We start from the raw sequence: 16,171 nt of genomic DNA on the forward strand, positions 1-16,171 counted from the left end.
GAGACGACGATGAAGTATTCGAACCACGACATGGAGCAGATGCTCGACGCCGTCGAGCATCACCTGGATCGCAGGGACGTCATCGGCTACGCCGCGGCACGGAACTCGCGCATCTTGCGCGACGAGCTGAGGGAGTACCTAAAAGTTCGCGACGAGTTAGTCATGAAGTACGGCGAGGCGGACGTTGACGAGAAGGGTAACCCGATTGGCTCGGTGTCCCTTCAGGTCACCTCCGAGAAGTTTCCCGACTTCCTCGACGAGATCGGGCGGTTCTCAACCATCGAGCACGAGCCCGATCTCTTCAAGTTGAAGTATGACGAAGCGATCGGGCAGCTCAGCGGCAAGGAGCTGCTTGAGCTTGAGTGGATGTTCGAGGACTAGAAGGCGATTCTCGCAAGTGCTCGCGCAGGTACCGCGGCAAGGAGGATCGAAAGGAGGTGATGCAGATGCTTGATGTATCGGCGTTCGTGCCGAGCCTGATCTCGGCCCTCATAACATTTGCGGGTGCGTACACGGCCTTCTCGGCACGACTCGCGAAGGTGGAGACGATGATCGACGGCCTGTCGAAGAGCGTCGAGAAGCACAACGGCGTGGTGGAGCGTACTTTCAAGCTCGAAAGCGACATGGCGACCATGTGGCATCGCCACGACGAGCTCAAGGATGACCTCGAAAAGGTTAAGGACAAGATGTAGGAGGAAGAGAGATGAACATCAATTGGAAAGCGAGAATCAAGAACAAGGTGTTCTGGCTTGCGATCATCCCCGCGCTTTTTCTGTTCGTAGAGCAGGTGGCTGGCATCGGCGGTGTGACGTTGGACCTCACCGCGCTGCAGGATCAGATCGTCGCTGCGGTCGGCACCGTGTTCGCCATTCTCACCATCCTCGGAGTCGTCATCGACCCGACGACGGAGGGCTTGGGAGACAGCTTGCAGGCCATGTCCTACAAGCGACCCAAGACGCTCGAAGAGCAGATCAAGGGCTGACCGACAATGGGCCGCATGTCAAAAGGCGGTCTTGCGATCTTGGCTCTCGTCATCTTGGCCTGCCTCGCGACAGCATGGCTCGCGGGGCGGGCTGACGACCGACAGGTTGCAAGCGACGACGCGAACGACTTCTTGACGCCGGTGAGCGACGTGACAACTCACGAAGTCGTGGAGACCTTTCGGTTCAGCAGTGAGGCCGACATGCAGCTTCCCGAGCTTCCGACGGGATGCGAGGCCACGGCGCTCGGCACGACCCTCCGTCTGAACGACATTCCAGCCACGAAGGCGGAGGTGGCTGATGCCATGCCGAAGGGCGACGGCTCAGACTTCGTCAACCGCTTCTGGGGAGACCCCTGTACGCCTTACGGGTGGGCTTGCATGGCGCCTTGCGTTGTCGACACGGCAAAGGTCTTCCTGCCGTCGGACAAGACGGTCTTAGACCTGAGCGGAACCCCGCTCTCGTCCCTCCCCGCCCCGTGCGTCGTGTGGGTGACCATCGGCATCGAGGAGGGCGTTCCCTCAGGCTACGAGCAGAGCGGGTACCGCCTCTTGGAGAACCCCCACTGCGTGACGCTGCTCGCCGTCGGCGAGGATACCGTGACGTGCTACGACCCGCTGGAAGGACTTGAAGAGTACCCGTTCTCGAAATTCGAAAACGCATATGCGGCGAACGGTCGACAGGCCGTGTACATAGCCGACAGAGGCTATGCGCCGTTGGAATAGATTGGAGTGACTGACTATGCCTCTTCCGCTTTACGAGCGCTTCGCGCAGGTGATGGAGCACTTGTGCCGTCACGACGGCGACGGCGGTCACGGCTACACCTGGGATGCGCGCTGGGGTGACGGCACATACGAGACCGTCACTCTTTCCGATGGCTCCGAGGCGCAGGTCGCCAACGGCGACCGCGACTGCTCATCTGGCATCATCTCGGCGCTGAAGGCCGTGGGCGTCGACGTTCACGGCGCGACCTACACGGGCAACATGCGCTCGTGCCTGATGAAGACCGGGCTTTTCGAATGGGTTCCCATGGCCGTGAACCGTCCAGCCAAGCGCGGCGACATCTACCTCAACGAAGCGAGCCACACGGCCATGTGCACCAATGACAGCCCTGACATGCTGTGTCAGTTCAGCATCAACGAGAAGGGCACCGTGCACGGCGGGAGGAAGGGCGACCAGACGGCTCGCGAGAGCAACTTCCGCGCTTACTACAGCTACCCGTGGCACGGTCGCCTTTGCTGGAAAGATCGCGGCGGCACAGCCGTCGTCTCGAAGCCTGCGACCAACACGCCACCAGCGGCTGCAGGAGACCTTGAGGTAGATGGTTACTGGGGCAGGCTCACCACCGCAGCCCTGCAAAGGGCGCTCGGCACTCCCGTCGACGGCATCGTGTCAGACCAATACGTCGGATACAAGGCGAATAACCCGGGGCTCGACTCGGGCTCCTGGGAATGGCACCGAAGCACCCGCGAGGGCAGCGTGGTCGTCCGCGCGCTTCAACGCAAGGTCGGTGCGCGTGTTGACGGCATCGCGGGCGATGAGACGTTCAGCAAACTGCAAGCCTGTCTGGGGACTCCCGTCGACGGGGTGATCAGCTCTCCGAGCTCATGCGTGAAAGAGCTGCAACGTCGCCTGAACGCGGGGATCTTCTGACGAAGGCCATCGAATGCCGTAGCTGGCAGAGAGGAGGCAAGAAATGGCAATCCAGCACAGACGAGGCGTTTTCAGCAAGTTCGACCCTACACGCCTTCTGCCAGGAGAGTGGGCAATAGTCTTGTCCGGCGATGCGTCGGCGAGCGACGGACGGGCAGCCTACATCTGCTTCGCGGCAGGAACAGTCAAGCGAATAGCGACGTTCGAGGACATGGTCGAGAACATAGCGAACGCAAACGAAGAGCTCATAGAAGAGCTCACGTCGAACGTGGGCAAGGCGACGACTGCGGCGAACACGGCCACCGCTAACGCGAACACGGCGACTGCGCGCGCCAATACGGCTACGACGAACGCCAACAGCGCAACGACAGCGGCGAACAACGCCGCGAAGGCGGCAAACGATGCGGCTGCAAGTGCGAGAACTGCGGGCACCGCCGCGAACAACGCGGCGTCGTCTGCCAGCAACGCAGCCAAGGCGGCCAACGACACTGCATCCAGCTGCAGGACAGCTGCCAGCAGCGCTGACGAAGCAGCCGAATCCGCGAATCTGGCGGCTTCCCGCGTTGAGGGCGCTGCCACAGCCGCGAACAACGCCGCGAGTGCAGCCGACACCGCCGCCGGAAAGGCGAACACGGCGGCAGACGCGGCTAATGCGGCGGCCGCCAACGCGAACATCGCTCGCACGGCCACAGAAGCTGCCACTACCAGAGCAAACGATGCGTCAGGCAGAGCCAATACCGCCGCAGACGAGGCCGAGGCGTTCCTCAACGGCTTCGTGGTTCAGTACGACAACTTGTCGGACGAGTGCAAGGACATCATCGCCCAATCGGCAGGAACTGGCGCATCGGTCATCAGCGACGAGCAGGGAATCGCCATCGTCGACGACATGGCGTCGGTCATCGTCGTCGGCCGAGAGAACGGCGTGCTCAGCGATGCTGAGGGCATTTCGATAATTGACGACATTTTCGAGTAAGGAGGAGACATGGCTGAATACAACGAGAGCGACCTGGTTACCGCCGGCACGCTCGACAAGATGCTGAGGCGCTTCGCCACCCTCATAGGCAATCCGAGTGCGGCGAAGCCTCACTACAACGCCGAGACGGGCCGCTATGACAACCTGGGCGACTGGCTGTCCCTCATGGCGGACGGCCTCGTGTACGGCGTGCAGATCCCGCGCTACGCCTACTCGCCCGTAACGACCGCCATCAAAACGGGGGCGAACGCCGGCCTCGTGCTCGAAGAGTCCACGGAGACATCGGCCGGCCGCAACGACTACGACGGCAAGCTGCTGTTCTGCTGCGTGCGCGTGAACGGCGGCGTCGACGCTGACGGCATGCCCTATGTCACGGCAATCGAGGGTTATGACGACCGTTTCAACGAGAAGCTGTACAACACCTACGCGCTCACGGCGGTCTACTACTACAGAGTCACGAGGGATGCCAGCTACGACCATTGCGAGTACACCGACACGCCGCGAACGGGGTTCAAGCCGTGCTACGGAGCGTACACGGCAGACGGCAAGCTTCGCCCGTACATCCTGCGCGCTTGCTACATGGATTCGGATGGGACGATGGACTCAAAGAGCGGCACCGTGCCCGGGGCATGGTACGGCGGCGTGGTGGACAACCGCGTACAGCATTGCATGTCCAACGACTTCAGCTGGTCGAAGAACCGATCATCTGACGGCCTCACCTATCTCACTTATGGTGATATTACCTACCAGGAGGATTTCATGTCGCTCATGCTCGGAGTTAAGGCTCCGAGGGAGAAGGCTGTCGGCTGCGTGTCCTACGACTTCCAGTACACGGTCGCGGCAGCCGAAGAGGGCGTCAAGCGCGTGCTCCTGACCGATGCCCAGGCGTCGAACATCCTAGTTGGCAGCTCCGTATCCATTGGCGACGGCAGCGCGGCCACGACAGATCGCTACCAGGTCGTGCTGCACAACATTGCGAAGTCAGCGAAGGTGCTCTCCAAGGTAGCGCAGGGAGACGGCACAACCGCAGTCAACCTCGACCTCTCGGCGAACGTCGACATTCCGGCCACGGCCACCGTGAAGACGATGCCTTGGCGAAACGGCTCCTGCGACGGCGTCTTGGGCACGTTCGGCTCCATGACGGCTGCTGGCCTGACGAACGGCCGCATGCCGTTCAAGTTCCAAAACGTCGAGTGGAATCTGGGGCTTTACGAGACGCTTGTGAACATGTACTCAACAGCGACGGTCGAAGAGACTGAGGCAACGCACCTGTGGCGCATCGCGCCCGACATATCAGCGTGCACCGGCATCAACGCCGGGGCTGGCTGGACGGCGCTCGACCAGAAGACGACGGGCCAGATCAACAACTGGCGCTACATCAAGGACTACGTCACGGAGAAGGGCGCGCGCGTGCCCGAGAACGTAGCAGGTACCTCCACGACCGGGTACCGCACCGCATGGTATCCCTCGGCCTCTGCGGGAGACCGTGCTACCTTCGTGGGCGGCCCCCTGTACACTGGCGCGCATGCGGGCGTTGGCTGTGTGCTCTCGTACAACGCCTTGTCGAGCGCGACCTGGCACTTCGGCGGGCGCTCCTCTGCAGTTGGGCATTCGGCGCCAGCCGAATAGGGGTGAATTTTCCGAAGGAAAAGAGGGGGCGATAGCCCCCTGTAAAGAGGGCGAAGCCCTCGAACCTATCGGGCAGATTCAGCATCTCCGAGAAGTAGGTCAAGGATCGCGGCGCGCGCGCCCCTTGACATGCCGACAAAAAAAAACCTATCGTGTTTTCCCGTGGGGAACGTGACCGCTCAGCTCGCTTTTGTTTCCGCTCGTGGGCGGCAACCTGAACAATGGCGCGAATGCGGGCGTTGGCTGTGTGAACTCGAACAACGCCTTGTCGAACGCGAACTGGAACATCGGCGGGCGCTCATCTGGGGAGAAGAACTCTTTCTCTCAGGTTACGTTCACCCTCCTTGAACGTGGAGGGCTTCGCCACGGTCAACTGACCGAAATCGGCTATTTGCCCAGCTCCCTAGTAGCGCACGCGAACGGGAGCCAAGTCCCCAGAGGTGGGGTTCTGCGGGCGGGAAGGTGAGAGATGAAGACGTACTGCAAGGGGGTGAGGATAATGGGAGACGAGCACCTTGAGCTCGCCTACGGCGAGTTCTCGAAGGGCAACAGGAACAGGGCCGAGTTCCACGAGTTCTTCGCGATGCCCAAAGACGTGCTGTTCGCTGAGGTGAGGAGCATGGTTGAGCATCGCGCCTTGAGGCTGCCTCCTATCACGTACTTCGAGCGTACGGAGCCGACCAACGGCAAGACCAGGCTCATAGGCAGGGCATCGGCAATGCAGCAGTTCCTTGACTACGTGTGCGTCCTTGCCCTAAGCGAGCTTTTCGAGGCGAAGGTGGGCTACCATCAGTGCGCGAGCGTTCGCGGCAAGGGACAGAAGCACGCGAGGCGCTACATCGAGAAGTGGGTGCGCGACGCCCGCGAGACGGTATACGCCAAGATAGACATCAGGAAGTTCTATCCGAGCGTGGATCGCGAAGTTCTGTTCTCGATGCTCGAACGCGACGTGCGCAACGACGACTTGGTATGGCTCATCGAGGCGCTGGTGTCGACCCACAGGGTCGGCTTGAACATAGGCAGCTACCTCTCCCAGTACCTTGCCAACTACTACCTGTCAGGAGCCTATCGCTACGCCTGCGAGCTGTTCCGCATTCGGAAGGGCCGCAGGGGCAATCCCGACAAACGCGAGAAGCTGGCAGACCACGTGCTGACCTATATGGACGACTGGCTGTTCGTGGGGCATGACAAGGCGAACTTGAAGTCAGCGGTGCGAAAGGTGCAGAAATTCGTCGAGCGCGTGTTGCACGTGATGGTCAAGCCGTGGAAGGTCTGCCACATCGACTGCGAGCCGATAGACATGGTGGGATATGTGTTCAGGCGGGGTAAGACGACGATACGCGCCGGCATATTCCTGCGAGCCCGCAGGGCGATCATGCGGGCAAGCCGCGCCAAGTGCATCACGCCCCACATAGCGGCTCGCATAGTCTCGTACTGGGGGTATTTCAAAGTCACGGCGACGCGCGGCTTCCGCGACGCGAACCGATTGGGCGCGCTGGTGGCCGAATGCTGTCGAGTTATTTCAGCGTCCGCCAAGAATAAGAAAGCCACGGCAACGACGCTTTATTTCGCAATTGCTTTGTAAGACATTGCCTGAGAAAGAAGGTGCTTGATGGAGAGAACCTACAGTTCAGAGCCGCTTGAGCGGTTCACCTACCATCCGCAATGCGACGGCACCGCCGTCGTCTACCTGCACGAGAACATCGAGAAGAACGTCGCGGACGCCCCCGAGGGCGAGGACCGCGAGTTCTGGACGGCCGACGAGGCCATGACGCGCACGACGCTTCCATTCGAGGACGTGGAGGCGAACTTCGACGCGCTTTGGGTCAAGGCCGAAAAAGAGGCCACGCCGTTCGAGGAGCGCTTGTCAAGCGTCGAGGAGCTGATTGACGCGACCATGGCCGTGGTGCTCGGAGAGGAGTAACAGATCATGAGAGAGAAGCTGTATGCGTCGAGGATCGTGAACAGGAAGATCACCATTCTCGACGTGCCTGAGAGGTATCGTGACGGCGTGATCGCTCTGCTCAACGAATCTGACAGGAAGCGCTGCCAAGATGCGCTTGTCATCAGCGGCGCGTCGACAGAGTGATCAGAAGGGCGAATGCGCTGTCGAGACGATACAGTGCAGTTCGCATATTCGAAACTTCGCTCCACCAGTTGATCGAGGGCCCGGCGTCGCGAAGGCGCCGGGTCCTCTTGCTTCTCGGCAAGAGCGAAGTAAAGCAGTTTCGTCCAAGCGCCATGTTCTAAGCGCGATACTCGTAGATGGCCTCGAGCGCAGCTGTTAGGAATACTGGGAAGGTCAGTCGGGTGCCTCGTGCTAGCCAAAATGGCTCCCTTGGACTTACGTCCGAAACGACCCCGACGGATGGTTTGATTATAGCAAGCAGTTGTGAAGAACCGAGTGATTATGTAATCAGTGGGTTGCGGGTTCGATTCCTGTCACCGGCTCCATAAAGCGAAGCGGGTCGCCCGAGGTGGCCCGCTTTTTTGCGCGAGGGCCTTCCCTGAGCGCTTCTCAAGCCCTCGCTATCTCCTTGCGCGGCCTTCCCGCCTTCGGACGCTCGGCGATGCGCGCCTCGACGCTTGCGCGGGTGACGAACGTCGCACGTCCGCGCGCATATCCCTCATATTTTTGTCATCAAAACGCTAATCTCCCTTTACCGTTTCGCGTCTTTCTGCGGCGAGGACTTCCCCCAAGGCGCCCTAGCGGCGCGCGCTTACGGCGAGAGCTTGGGGGTCCTCCTGCATCTCGGTGAGGTTCCTCCAGAAGCGCTTGGGCATGAAGTGCCGGCGGAGCTCGGGGTTGTAGCGCGACTCCACGGCCACCGTGCGGTAGAAGCGCTTCCACGCCTGCTGCATCGCCGCCTCGTCGGCCGCGTGGCCGGGGAGCTCGAGCAGCGACGTGGCGGGGTCGTTGGTGCGGACGAGGTACCACGTGCTCCCGTCGAAGACGCCGGCGAGGTGGTGGTTCTCGTCGTAGATGATGAAGGGCTGTATGCTGAAGCGCTCGACGAAGTGCCCCATGACCAGCGGGACCACGCTGTCGCGCGGGTTGCAGCGCGCGAACCACACGTCCGCCTCGTCCGACCTGAGGTGCTCGAAGCGGATGAACTGGCGCATGTGCTCGCACTCCTGGTCAACCGCGCGCGCTATCCTGAACAGCGGCTCGACCGCCGGGTGCGTGACGTCGGACAGGGCGCGCCCGCGCTGCTTGGGGCACGGCCCCCTCCCCTGCGCGCCCGAGCACGTCGCGCGCTTGCGGCAGCGCGTGCAGTCGCGCTTCTTCTGGCTGTCCATGGCGTAGCGGACGAAGCGGTACGCGGCGGTTCCCGCGTCCTCGCGCGCGGAGAGCGCCGCTTTCCTCACGGCGCTGAACGCCTGGTGCCCGCATGCCCGGCACAGCCCGCGGCGCACGCGGTCGGCGTGCGCGACGTCCGTCTCGATGCGCGCTAGGCGCTGCGCCAGCCGCGGCTGCATGACGCCCTCGCGCACGACGTCGGAAGGGTCCTCATGGTTGGCGTAGGCCGCGAAGATCGCCGAGAGCAGGCCTTCGAGCGTCCCGTCGTAGACGTAGGCCACCTCGTCGTATACCTCAGGCTGCGCGGGCATCAGAACAGCGCCTCCACCGTCGGCTTCGCGCGCCGCGCACCCGCGAGCGCCCGGCGCTCCTGCGCGGCCGCTCCCCTCGTGACGCCTGCGCCGCTGCCGCCGCCCGACCTGCCGGCCGCTGCCGTGCCCGCCACCATGCCCGCGCCCGTCTCCGCGCCCGCGAGCGCCCGGTTCTCCTGCGCGGCGCGCCCCCGCCCGAGCGCGCGCTCCTTCTCGGGCGTGCTCACGGAGTCGAACAGGCTCATCTGGCCGGGAAGCGCCCTGTCGGCACGCCTGCCGTGCCGCCCGCCCTGGATGGGGGCCGCAAGCGCCGCGTGCAGCGACTCGCGCGAGAACTCGACGCCGGCGCCCGCGTACGTGCCGTTGCACGTGATGAAGTAGCGGGCGCGCTTGTAGGCCACGCCGAGGCGGCGCAGCTCGTCCTCGCGCAGCGTCGACTGGCGACGCGCGCGCACGATGAGCTTGGCGCCGCGCACGCCGATGCCCGGCACGCGCAGGAGCGTCTCGAACGGCGCGGTGTTCACCTCGACGGGGAACAAGTCCAGGTTGTTCAGGGCCCAGTTCGCCTTCGGGTCAACGTCGGTGGCGAGGAACGGATGCGCCTCGTCGATCACCTCGCCCACCTCGAACCCGTAGAAGCGCATGAGCCAGTCGGCCTGGTAGAGGCGGTGCTCGCGGTTGAGCTGGATGGCGTCGGTGGAGGGAAGCCGCGCGTCTTCGTTCACGGGCAGATACGCGCTGAAGAACACGCGCTTGAGTGAGAGCGAGCGGTAGAGCGCGGCCGACAGGCTCAGGATCTGGTAGTCGCTCTCGGGCGAGGCGCCGATGATCATCTGGGTTGACTGCCCGGCGGGCACGAAGGCGCGCGCCGCCGCGCGCGGGCGACTGCTCGCCATGTACACGGTGGTGCGCCGCCGCACGAGCGCGCGCGACTCGACGTCCTCCGCGATGGACTCGCTGATCTGCCGCATGGGAGCCAAGATGGCGCGCTTCGACTTCTGCGGGGCAAGCAGCGCAAGGCTCTCGCTCGAGGGCAGCTCGAGGTTCACCGACATGCGGTCGGCCAGATGCCCGAGGCGGGTGATGAGCTCAGGTGAGGTGCCCGGCACCGCCTTGGCGTGGATGTACCCGCGAAAGCCGTACTCGCCCCGCAGTATCTCGAGCGTCTGGATCATGAGCTCGGAGGTGAAGTCGGGGTTGCGCATGACGCCCGAGCTGAGGAACAGCCCCTCGATGTAGTTGCGGCGGTAGAACCCGATGGTGAGGTCGGCCAGCTCGCGCGGCTTGAAGCACGTGCGCACCACTCCCTCGTTGCTCGCGCGGCTCGAGCAGTAGGCGCAGTCGAACACGCACACGTTGGTCATGAGCACCTTGAGCAGCGTAATGCAGCGGCCGTCGGCGGTGAAGCTGTGGCAGCAGCCCGCTGACGACGCCGCGCCGAGCCGCCCCTTCTTCCCCGCGCGGTCGACGCCCGAGGAGGTGCAAGCCACGTCGTACTTGGCCGCGTCGGCGAGGATCTCGAGCTTGTCGGCGACGTTCATGGGCCTGGCCTCCTGAATAGCGAAACATCTGTTCTTGCGAATGTTTGTTTGCTATAATATCGAACGGACATTCGCCTGTCAAGGGAAAGGGAGGCTCGGAAGATGCGCGGAGGAGGTGGTCGCAAGCTGCTCGGGAAATGCCGTCGCGGAAGCCTAGGCGCCCGTGCCGGAGAACTCCGGGATGAAGCTCTCCTCGCAGGCGCCGCCCTCCTGCCAGAAGTAGTCGGGCACGCCGAGGGCGTCGGCGAAGTCGAGCAGCTCCTCGTACTCCTCGTCGGGCACGCGGCACGCCAGCTCGGGGCAGCGCGCGAGCACGCGGCGCGCCCGCGCGTCGCCCGCCTGCGCAGCCGTCGCCACCACGGGCGTGTACTGGTTCATGATGGAGAGGCGCACGTCGGCGCCGTAGCGCTCGTGCACCGTCTGCACCACGCGCTTGGAGTCGTCCAGGTGCCCCGGCAGGATGAGGTGGCGCACCACCACGCCGCGCGTCATGCGCTCCTGCCCGCGGTACTCGTCGTACGCCGGCGCGCCCACGGCGCGCACCATGGCGTCGAGCGCCTCCGTCGCCCGCTCAGGGTAGTCGGGCACGTGCGAGTAGCGCGCGCCGAGGGACGCGTCAGCGTACTTGAAGTCGGTGAGGTACACGTCCACCTCGTTCGCGTTGTCGCGGATGGCGCGCGCGGTCTCGTACCCGCTCGTGTTCCACACGATGGGAAGCGCCAGGCCGCGTACGCGGGCCAGGCGCACCGCCGCGCGCGCATGGGGGGCGTAGTGCGTGGGCGTGACGAAGTTCACGTTGAGCGCGCCCTGCTGCTCGAGGTCGAGGCACATCGCAGCCAGGTCGGGCACGCGTGCGGGCGCGCCGAGGGCGCCGTGCGCGATCACCGCGTTCTGGCAGTAGTCGCAGCGCAGCGGGCAGTGTGCGAAGAAGATGGTCCCGCTGCCGTTGTCGCCGCTGATGGGAGGCTCCTCCCACAGGTGCAGCGCCGCGCGCGCCACGAGCACCTCCGCGCCCGCGCCGCACGCGCCCCGCTCCCCCGCCGCGCGGTTCGCGCCGCATGCCCGCGGGCACAGGTCGCACGCGGAGGGGTTGAGGTCGCCGTCGTCGATTGCGGCAGCTGCGCCGCAAGCGCCCAGGGTATCGTCGCCGAGGGCGGCAGCTGCGCTGCGGGCGCTGGCGCAAGCACCCGGTCCGGCGTCATCGAAGGAGCTCATGAGACGTCCGCGCCCCCTCGCGCCTCAGTTGTTGGAGAAGGTGCCGTAGGGATCGTCGAGGTCGTAGCCCTCGTAGTCGTCGTAGCGGTGCTCGTGATCGTGCCCGCAGCCGCAGCCGTCGTCCTCGAAGGCGTAGTCGTCCTCGCCGTCGTGCTTGCCCGCGCCGTAGACCTCCTCGGCGCGCGTCCAGTCCAGGCCGTGCTTGGCGCACTCGGACTCGTCGCCGTACACGAGCGACAGCGCCGCGGGCGACTTGTCGGCGCCGCCCACCACGGCCAGAAGCTCGAGCAGGTGCAGCGCGGCCTCGGCCTGCGGCAGGATGAGCTCCACGTCGTCGGCCGCCATGATGGCCGCGGACAGCGCGGACATGAGCATCTCGGCGTTGTAGGCGCCCGTGAAGCGCTCGGCGGCCACCGCCTCGAGCACCTGGGCCGCCGCAGGCGACGCGCCGCCCGGGCGCTCGCCCTCCCCCGCGTTGCCGCACGAGACGCTGCGGCGCGTCGCGCGGAAGAGCGCGTCAGCCTCGACGGCGCCGATGACCTGCGCCGCGAGCTGCAGCGTGTACGCCGCGCGCGCGAGCTGGGCCGATCCCGGCGCGCCCTCTTCGCTCACCTGCCCGAACAGCGCCTCGAGCACGGGCCGCGCCCTCGTGACCGCGTCAGCCTCGCCCGCCGCGAAGCACGCGGCGTTCTCGCGCGAGAGCGCGTCGGCGGCGGCCACGTCGGCCACCACGAGCGGCGCCTCGACCAGCGCGAGGTCGCTCACCGTGGCCACGGCGCTCATCTCGCGCGCGAAGCTCGGCGTAGTGGCGCTCAAGTCGATGAGCAGCGCGCCGGGCATCGCCGACTGGATGACGCCCCCCTCTCCGAAGTAGAGGTCCTCGAGCGCGCCCTGGCTCGTGCAGAACGTGATGACCACGTCGGCGGCGGCCACCTCGGAAGCGCGCGCAAGCCCCGCAGCCTCAAGGCGCCCCGCCATCGCGTCGATGAGGCCATCGCTCCCGCGGTAAGCGTACGACTGAGCCATGATCTAGTTGCCCCCCTTCACGCGGCGCGCGATGCGGTCGGCAACCGACAGGTTCTCGCGCTTGTCCCGTCCCCAGAACACCACGGCCAGCATGCCGGGCCCCACGTGACTGCCGATGACCGGGCCGATGTTGCACTCCAGGAACATGATGTTCTCGTCGACCTTCAGAAGCGCGTCCCTCAGGCGCTGCGCGTCCTTCGGGCAGTCGGCGTGCCCGATGGCCACGTACCGGCTCGGCCCGTTGTCCGCCGCGTTCTTCTGGAAGTACTCGGCCAGCTGCTTGATGCCCTTCTTGCGCCCGCGCGCCACGCCCACGAGCGCCAGCTTGCCGTCGGCGTCGATGTTGAGCAGCGGCTTCACGTCGAGCGCCGAGCCCGCCACGGCCACCGACCCCGGAATGCGCCCGCCGCGGCGCAGCGCCTCGAGGTCCTCCACCATGAACTCCTCGTTGATGAAGCAGCGCGCCTCCTCGGCCCAGCTCGCCAGCTCGGCGGCGGAGAGCCCCTTCTCGCGCTGGTTGACGGCCTCGTAGACGAACAGGCCCTCGGCCACCGACGCCAGGCGCGTGTCCACCACGTAGAGCTCGAAGTCAGGATGGGCCGCACGCACCTGCTCGTACACGAGCATGGCCACGTCGTAGCTGCCGGACATCCCGCTCGTGAACGCCAGGTACACCGTGGGGATGCCGCTGTCGACGGCGGCGTTGAAGGCGTCGATGATGACGGGCATGGAGATCTGCGAGGTGGACGGCTCGGCCCCCTTGCGCATGGCGTCGTAGAACTCCGGCGCCGAGACCGACTGGAACAGGTCGTCCTCGAAGGTCTGCCCGTCGAGGATGTAGGGGAACTTCAGCAGGTAGACCCCCTCGCGGTCGACCACCTGGGGCGGAAGGTCGCAGCACGAGTCGATGATGAGGTTGCATTTCGGCATGTTTCCAAGCTCCTGTTCGCTTCTGTCCACTTCTGTCCGCTCCTGCTCGCTTCGTCAGAGGGAGAACACCAGGTCGGCGGTGTTTCCCGCGTACTTGCCCGCAAGGGGCGCGTTGCACTCGTAGGCGAGGCCCACGGCGGGCCCCACGTGGCACCCGATGACGGGGCTCACCGGCAGCACCTCCACGGCGCGGCCCAGGTAGGGCTCCACGGCCTCGCGCGCCCACGTGAGCGCCGGCGCCGCCTCGCCGATGTAGTGCACCACCACGCGCTTGAGCCCGTGCGCCTCGACGTCCTCCCGGAACGCCCTCAGCATGCGGTCGAGCGCCTTCTTGCGCGTGCGCACCTTGGCGAACGTGGTGGCCTCGGCCTCGGACACCGTGAGCACGGGCGCGAGCTGGATGAGGTTGCCCAGAAGCGCCGCCGCGCCGCCGATGCGCCCGCCCGCCTTCAAGAAGGCCAGCGTGGCCGGCGTGAACAGGAAGCGCGACGAGGCGCACGCCTTGACCACCGCGTGCGCGCACTCCTCGAGGCTTCCCCCCGCGTCGCGCACGTCGACGGCGTCGAACACGGAGAACGCCTCGTCGTAGCTGTTCGACGTGGAGTCGATGACCTTGCACTCGAACTCCCTGTGCCGCGCCTTCACGCTGCGCGCCACGCGCACCGCGCCCTCGAACGTGCCCGACATGCGCGATGACATGAACACGCCGAGGACCGCGTCGCCCGCCTGGGCGGCGCGCCCGAACACGTCCTCGAGCACCTGCTGGGACGGCTGGCTTGACGTGGGGATGTCGTCGACCATGGCGTGGATGCCCCGGTAGAACTCATCGACGTCCATCTCGGCGTCGACGTACTCGCGCCCCTTGTGGTGCACGAACATCGACACCACCTCGATGCCCTTCGCGCGCGCCACCTCGGCGGGAATCGACGCGACCGAATCCGTGACGATTTTTACCACAGCTCCCCCGTTCCCCTCATGCGCTCACCTCGTCGGCAAGCGTCTTGCTATACGATACCACGCAGCTCGGCGACGAGCTCGCGGCGACGCTCGTGCAATCCGTACTCAAGCCCCACGGGATAGGTGTGCGGGTTGAGCATGCGCAGCTGGCTCTCGTCGAGCGTGGCGAGGCCGGCCTGTGCGCGCGAGCGCGCCTGCATGGCCGAGCGGTCCTCGGGCTCGAGCGCCACCTGGCCCGCGCGCGCGAGCGGGCGCAGGAGCGTCTCGAAGCGCAGGCCCGCGAGCTTCTTCTGGCGCAGGTCGTCAACGGGGTCGACGATCACCTCGCGCGGGTCGACCTCGCACGTGACGTCGAACACCATGTCGCCGGCGATCTTGCCGTTGTCGTGGTAGTAGCGGCGCACGTCGAGCACGCCCGGCATGGTGAGCTTGGCCGCCGACTCGGAGATCTTGAGGCGGCGCGTCCAGACGTCGCACCCCGGCTCGCGCACGGCGGAGAGCTTGTACACGCCGCCGAGCGTGGGCTGGTCGTACGCGGTCGCGAGCTTGGTGCCCACGCCCCACGATGACACCGGCGCGCCCTCGTCGAGGATGGACTTGATGGTGTGCTCGTCCAAGTCGTTCGACAGCACGATGCCGCAGTCGGAAAGCCCCGCCTCGTCGAGCATGCGCCGCGCCATCTTCGCGAGCCACGCCAGGTCGCCCGAGTCGATGCGGATGCCCGCGAGGCGCTCGCCGCGCTCGCGCATCTCGAGGCCCACGGTGATGGCGTTGCGGATGCCCTGCTCGACGTCGTAGGAGTCGACCAGAAGCACGCAGTTCCTCGGGAAGATGCGCGCGTACTCGCGGAACGCCGTGAGCTCGTCAGGGAACGACATCACCCACGAGTGGGCGTGCGTGCCCGACACGGGGATGTCGAACAGGCGCCCCGCGTCGACGTTCGAGGTGGACGCGCAGCCGCCGACAACCGCCGCGCGGCTCGCCCACAGGCCGCCCATGCCCTGCGCGCGGCGCAGTCCGAACTCGGCCACGGGGCGCCCGTCGGCGGCGCGGCAGACGCGCGCGGCCTTGGTGGCGATGAGCGTCTGGAAGTTCACGCAGTTCAGAAGAGCCGTCTCAAGGAGCTGGCACTGCATGATGGGGCCGGTCACCCGCACGATGGGCTCGTGGGGGAACACGATGGTGCCCTCGCGCACTGCGTCGACGTCGCAGGTGAGGCGCAGGTCGGCCAGGTAGGAGAGGAAGCCCTCGCTGAAGAGCGGCCCGCCGCCCGGGGCCTCGAGCGTGCGCAGGTAGGCGATGTCGCGCTCCTCGAAGCGGTAGCCCTCGATGAGCTCGGCGAGCTGCGCGGTGCCACACGCCACCGCGAAGCCCCCCTTGAAGGGGTAGTCGCGGAAGTACATGGTGAAGCACGCCTCTTCGCCGCCGCGGTCCGCGTCCCAGTAGCCCTGGGCCATGGTGATCTGGTACAGGTCCGTCGTAAGCGCGTAGCTGGTGTTCATTTACTCGGCTCCTCCCTTGCCCCCGTCAGGGCCCTGTCCCTTGGGCTGCCCCGGGCCCTGCTGCGGCTTGTGGCTGCGGCGGCGCGCGCGGCGATGCCCGCCGCCGGCGCTGCCGCTGGCATTGCCGGCGCTGCCGCGCGCGCTTGCGGCGGC

The 16,171-nt window shown here is 65.8% G+C and carries 17 protein-coding genes; 10 read left to right on the forward strand and 7 right to left on the reverse strand.

All coding sequences use genetic code 11. The annotated features are described in order from the left end of the window. The first annotated feature begins 9 nt into the window (after positions 1 to 9). From G7Y49_RS01970 to G7Y49_RS02015, 10 genes are all read left to right on the forward strand, one after another. On the forward strand, positions 10 to 381 hold the full coding sequence (locus G7Y49_RS01970) for a hypothetical protein (protein ID WP_165170707.1): 372 nt from the start codon (positions 10 to 12) through the stop codon (positions 379 to 381). A gap of 65 nt (positions 382 to 446) precedes the next feature. Next, a complete protein-coding gene (locus G7Y49_RS01975; protein WP_165170709.1) occupies positions 447 to 692 on the forward strand; it encodes a hypothetical protein in 246 nt (81 codons plus the stop codon). A gap of 11 nt (positions 693 to 703) precedes the next feature. Next, on the forward strand, positions 704 to 982 hold the full coding sequence (locus G7Y49_RS01980; RefSeq protein WP_165170711.1) for a phage holin: 279 nt from the start codon (positions 704 to 706) through the stop codon (positions 980 to 982). A 15-nt stretch (positions 983 to 997) separates the two neighbouring features. Beyond that, positions 998 to 1,705: a C39 family peptidase gene (locus tag G7Y49_RS01985; RefSeq protein ID WP_206214518.1), complete on the forward strand. Its 708-nt coding sequence runs from the start codon at positions 998 to 1,000 to the stop codon at positions 1,703 to 1,705. A 16-nt stretch (positions 1,706 to 1,721) separates the two neighbouring features. After that, on the forward strand, positions 1,722 to 2,633 hold the full coding sequence (locus G7Y49_RS01990) for a peptidoglycan-binding protein (protein ID WP_165170715.1): 912 nt from the start codon (positions 1,722 to 1,724) through the stop codon (positions 2,631 to 2,633). 43 nt (positions 2,634 to 2,676) lie between these two features. After that, positions 2,677 to 3,606: a hypothetical protein gene (locus G7Y49_RS01995; protein WP_165170717.1), complete on the forward strand. Its 930-nt coding sequence runs from the start codon at positions 2,677 to 2,679 to the stop codon at positions 3,604 to 3,606. A gap of 9 nt (positions 3,607 to 3,615) precedes the next feature. Next, positions 3,616 to 5,235 carry a hypothetical protein gene (locus G7Y49_RS02000; protein ID WP_165170719.1) on the forward strand — a complete coding sequence of 540 codons (1,620 nt, stop codon included), beginning with the start codon at positions 3,616 to 3,618 and terminating at the stop codon, positions 5,233 to 5,235. Between the two features lie 469 nt (positions 5,236 to 5,704). After that, positions 5,705 to 6,820, forward strand: coding sequence for an RNA-directed DNA polymerase (locus tag G7Y49_RS02005; protein WP_165170721.1), 1,116 nt, complete (start codon positions 5,705 to 5,707; stop codon positions 6,818 to 6,820). A gap of 27 nt (positions 6,821 to 6,847) precedes the next feature. Further along, positions 6,848 to 7,159 carry a hypothetical protein gene (locus tag G7Y49_RS02010; protein ID WP_165170723.1) on the forward strand — a complete coding sequence of 104 codons (312 nt, stop codon included), beginning with the start codon at positions 6,848 to 6,850 and terminating at the stop codon, positions 7,157 to 7,159. A 6-nt stretch (positions 7,160 to 7,165) separates the two neighbouring features. Beyond that, positions 7,166 to 7,324 carry a hypothetical protein gene (locus G7Y49_RS02015; protein WP_165170725.1) on the forward strand — a complete coding sequence of 53 codons (159 nt, stop codon included), beginning with the start codon at positions 7,166 to 7,168 and terminating at the stop codon, positions 7,322 to 7,324. Between the two features lie 617 nt (positions 7,325 to 7,941). Here the strand turns inward: G7Y49_RS02015 and G7Y49_RS02020 are convergent. The 7 genes from G7Y49_RS02020 to G7Y49_RS02050 form a co-directional block, all read right to left on the reverse strand. Further along, the gene (locus tag G7Y49_RS02020) at positions 7,942 to 8,847 is read right to left on the reverse strand and encodes a TIGR03915 family putative DNA repair protein (protein WP_165170727.1); all 906 of its coding nucleotides are present in this window, start codon (positions 8,845 to 8,847) and stop codon (positions 7,942 to 7,944) included. Further along, positions 8,847 to 10,388, reverse strand: a complete 1,542-nt coding sequence (locus G7Y49_RS02025; protein ID WP_165170729.1) for a putative DNA modification/repair radical SAM protein — start codon at positions 10,386 to 10,388, stop codon at positions 8,847 to 8,849. The genes G7Y49_RS02020 and G7Y49_RS02025 overlap by 1 nt, the downstream gene beginning before the upstream one ends. 153 nt (positions 10,389 to 10,541) lie before the next feature. Continuing rightward, complete coding sequence (locus tag G7Y49_RS02030) at positions 10,542 to 11,603, reverse strand: radical SAM protein (RefSeq protein WP_241157220.1); 1,062 nt, start codon at positions 11,601 to 11,603, stop codon at positions 10,542 to 10,544. A gap of 24 nt (positions 11,604 to 11,627) precedes the next feature. After that, positions 11,628 to 12,629: an NAD(P)-binding domain-containing protein gene (locus tag G7Y49_RS02035; protein ID WP_165170731.1), complete on the reverse strand. Its 1,002-nt coding sequence runs from the start codon at positions 12,627 to 12,629 to the stop codon at positions 11,628 to 11,630. Between the two features lie 3 nt (positions 12,630 to 12,632). After that, a complete protein-coding gene (locus tag G7Y49_RS02040; protein ID WP_165170733.1) occupies positions 12,633 to 13,559 on the reverse strand; it encodes a DegV family protein in 927 nt (308 codons plus the stop codon). A 54-nt stretch (positions 13,560 to 13,613) separates the two neighbouring features. Next, on the reverse strand, positions 13,614 to 14,516 hold the full coding sequence (locus G7Y49_RS02045) for a DegV family protein (RefSeq protein WP_165170735.1): 903 nt from the start codon (positions 14,514 to 14,516) through the stop codon (positions 13,614 to 13,616). Positions 14,517 to 14,563: 47 nt separating this feature from the next. After that, positions 14,564 to 16,018 carry a nicotinate phosphoribosyltransferase gene (locus G7Y49_RS02050; protein ID WP_165170737.1) on the reverse strand — a complete coding sequence of 485 codons (1,455 nt, stop codon included), beginning with the start codon at positions 16,016 to 16,018 and terminating at the stop codon, positions 14,564 to 14,566. Positions 16,019 to 16,171: the final 153 nt, after the last annotated feature.

This window comes from Adlercreutzia sp. ZJ242 (assembly GCF_011038995.1).
GTDB lineage: Bacteria > Actinomycetota > Coriobacteriia > Coriobacteriales > Eggerthellaceae > CAAEEV01.

Coding starts and splice junctions, on each gene's coding strand:
- G7Y49_RS01970 (WP_165170707.1), top strand. CDS start 10: ATGAAGTATTCGAACCACGACATGGAGCAGATGCTCGACGCCGTCGAG.
- G7Y49_RS01975 (WP_165170709.1), top strand. CDS start 447: ATGCTTGATGTATCGGCGTTCGTGCCGAGCCTGATCTCGGCCCTCATA.
- G7Y49_RS01980 (WP_165170711.1), top strand. CDS start 704: ATGAACATCAATTGGAAAGCGAGAATCAAGAACAAGGTGTTCTGGCTT.
- G7Y49_RS01985 (WP_206214518.1), top strand. CDS start 998: ATGTCAAAAGGCGGTCTTGCGATCTTGGCTCTCGTCATCTTGGCCTGC.
- G7Y49_RS01990 (WP_165170715.1), top strand. CDS start 1,722: ATGCCTCTTCCGCTTTACGAGCGCTTCGCGCAGGTGATGGAGCACTTG.
- G7Y49_RS01995 (WP_165170717.1), top strand. CDS start 2,677: ATGGCAATCCAGCACAGACGAGGCGTTTTCAGCAAGTTCGACCCTACA.
- G7Y49_RS02000 (WP_165170719.1), top strand. CDS start 3,616: ATGGCTGAATACAACGAGAGCGACCTGGTTACCGCCGGCACGCTCGAC.
- G7Y49_RS02005 (WP_165170721.1), top strand. CDS start 5,705: ATGAAGACGTACTGCAAGGGGGTGAGGATAATGGGAGACGAGCACCTT.
- G7Y49_RS02010 (WP_165170723.1), top strand. CDS start 6,848: ATGGAGAGAACCTACAGTTCAGAGCCGCTTGAGCGGTTCACCTACCAT.
- G7Y49_RS02015 (WP_165170725.1), top strand. CDS start 7,166: ATGAGAGAGAAGCTGTATGCGTCGAGGATCGTGAACAGGAAGATCACC.
- G7Y49_RS02020 (WP_165170727.1), bottom strand. CDS start 8,847: ATGCCCGCGCAGCCTGAGGTATACGACGAGGTGGCCTACGTCTACGAC.
- G7Y49_RS02025 (WP_165170729.1), bottom strand. CDS start 10,388: ATGAACGTCGCCGACAAGCTCGAGATCCTCGCCGACGCGGCCAAGTAC.
- G7Y49_RS02030 (WP_241157220.1), bottom strand. CDS start 11,603: ATGAGCTCCTTCGATGACGCCGGACCGGGTGCTTGCGCCAGCGCCCGC.
- G7Y49_RS02035 (WP_165170731.1), bottom strand. CDS start 12,629: ATGGCTCAGTCGTACGCTTACCGCGGGAGCGATGGCCTCATCGACGCG.
- G7Y49_RS02040 (WP_165170733.1), bottom strand. CDS start 13,559: ATGCCGAAATGCAACCTCATCATCGACTCGTGCTGCGACCTTCCGCCC.
- G7Y49_RS02050 (WP_165170737.1), bottom strand. CDS start 16,018: ATGAACACCAGCTACGCGCTTACGACGGACCTGTACCAGATCACCATG.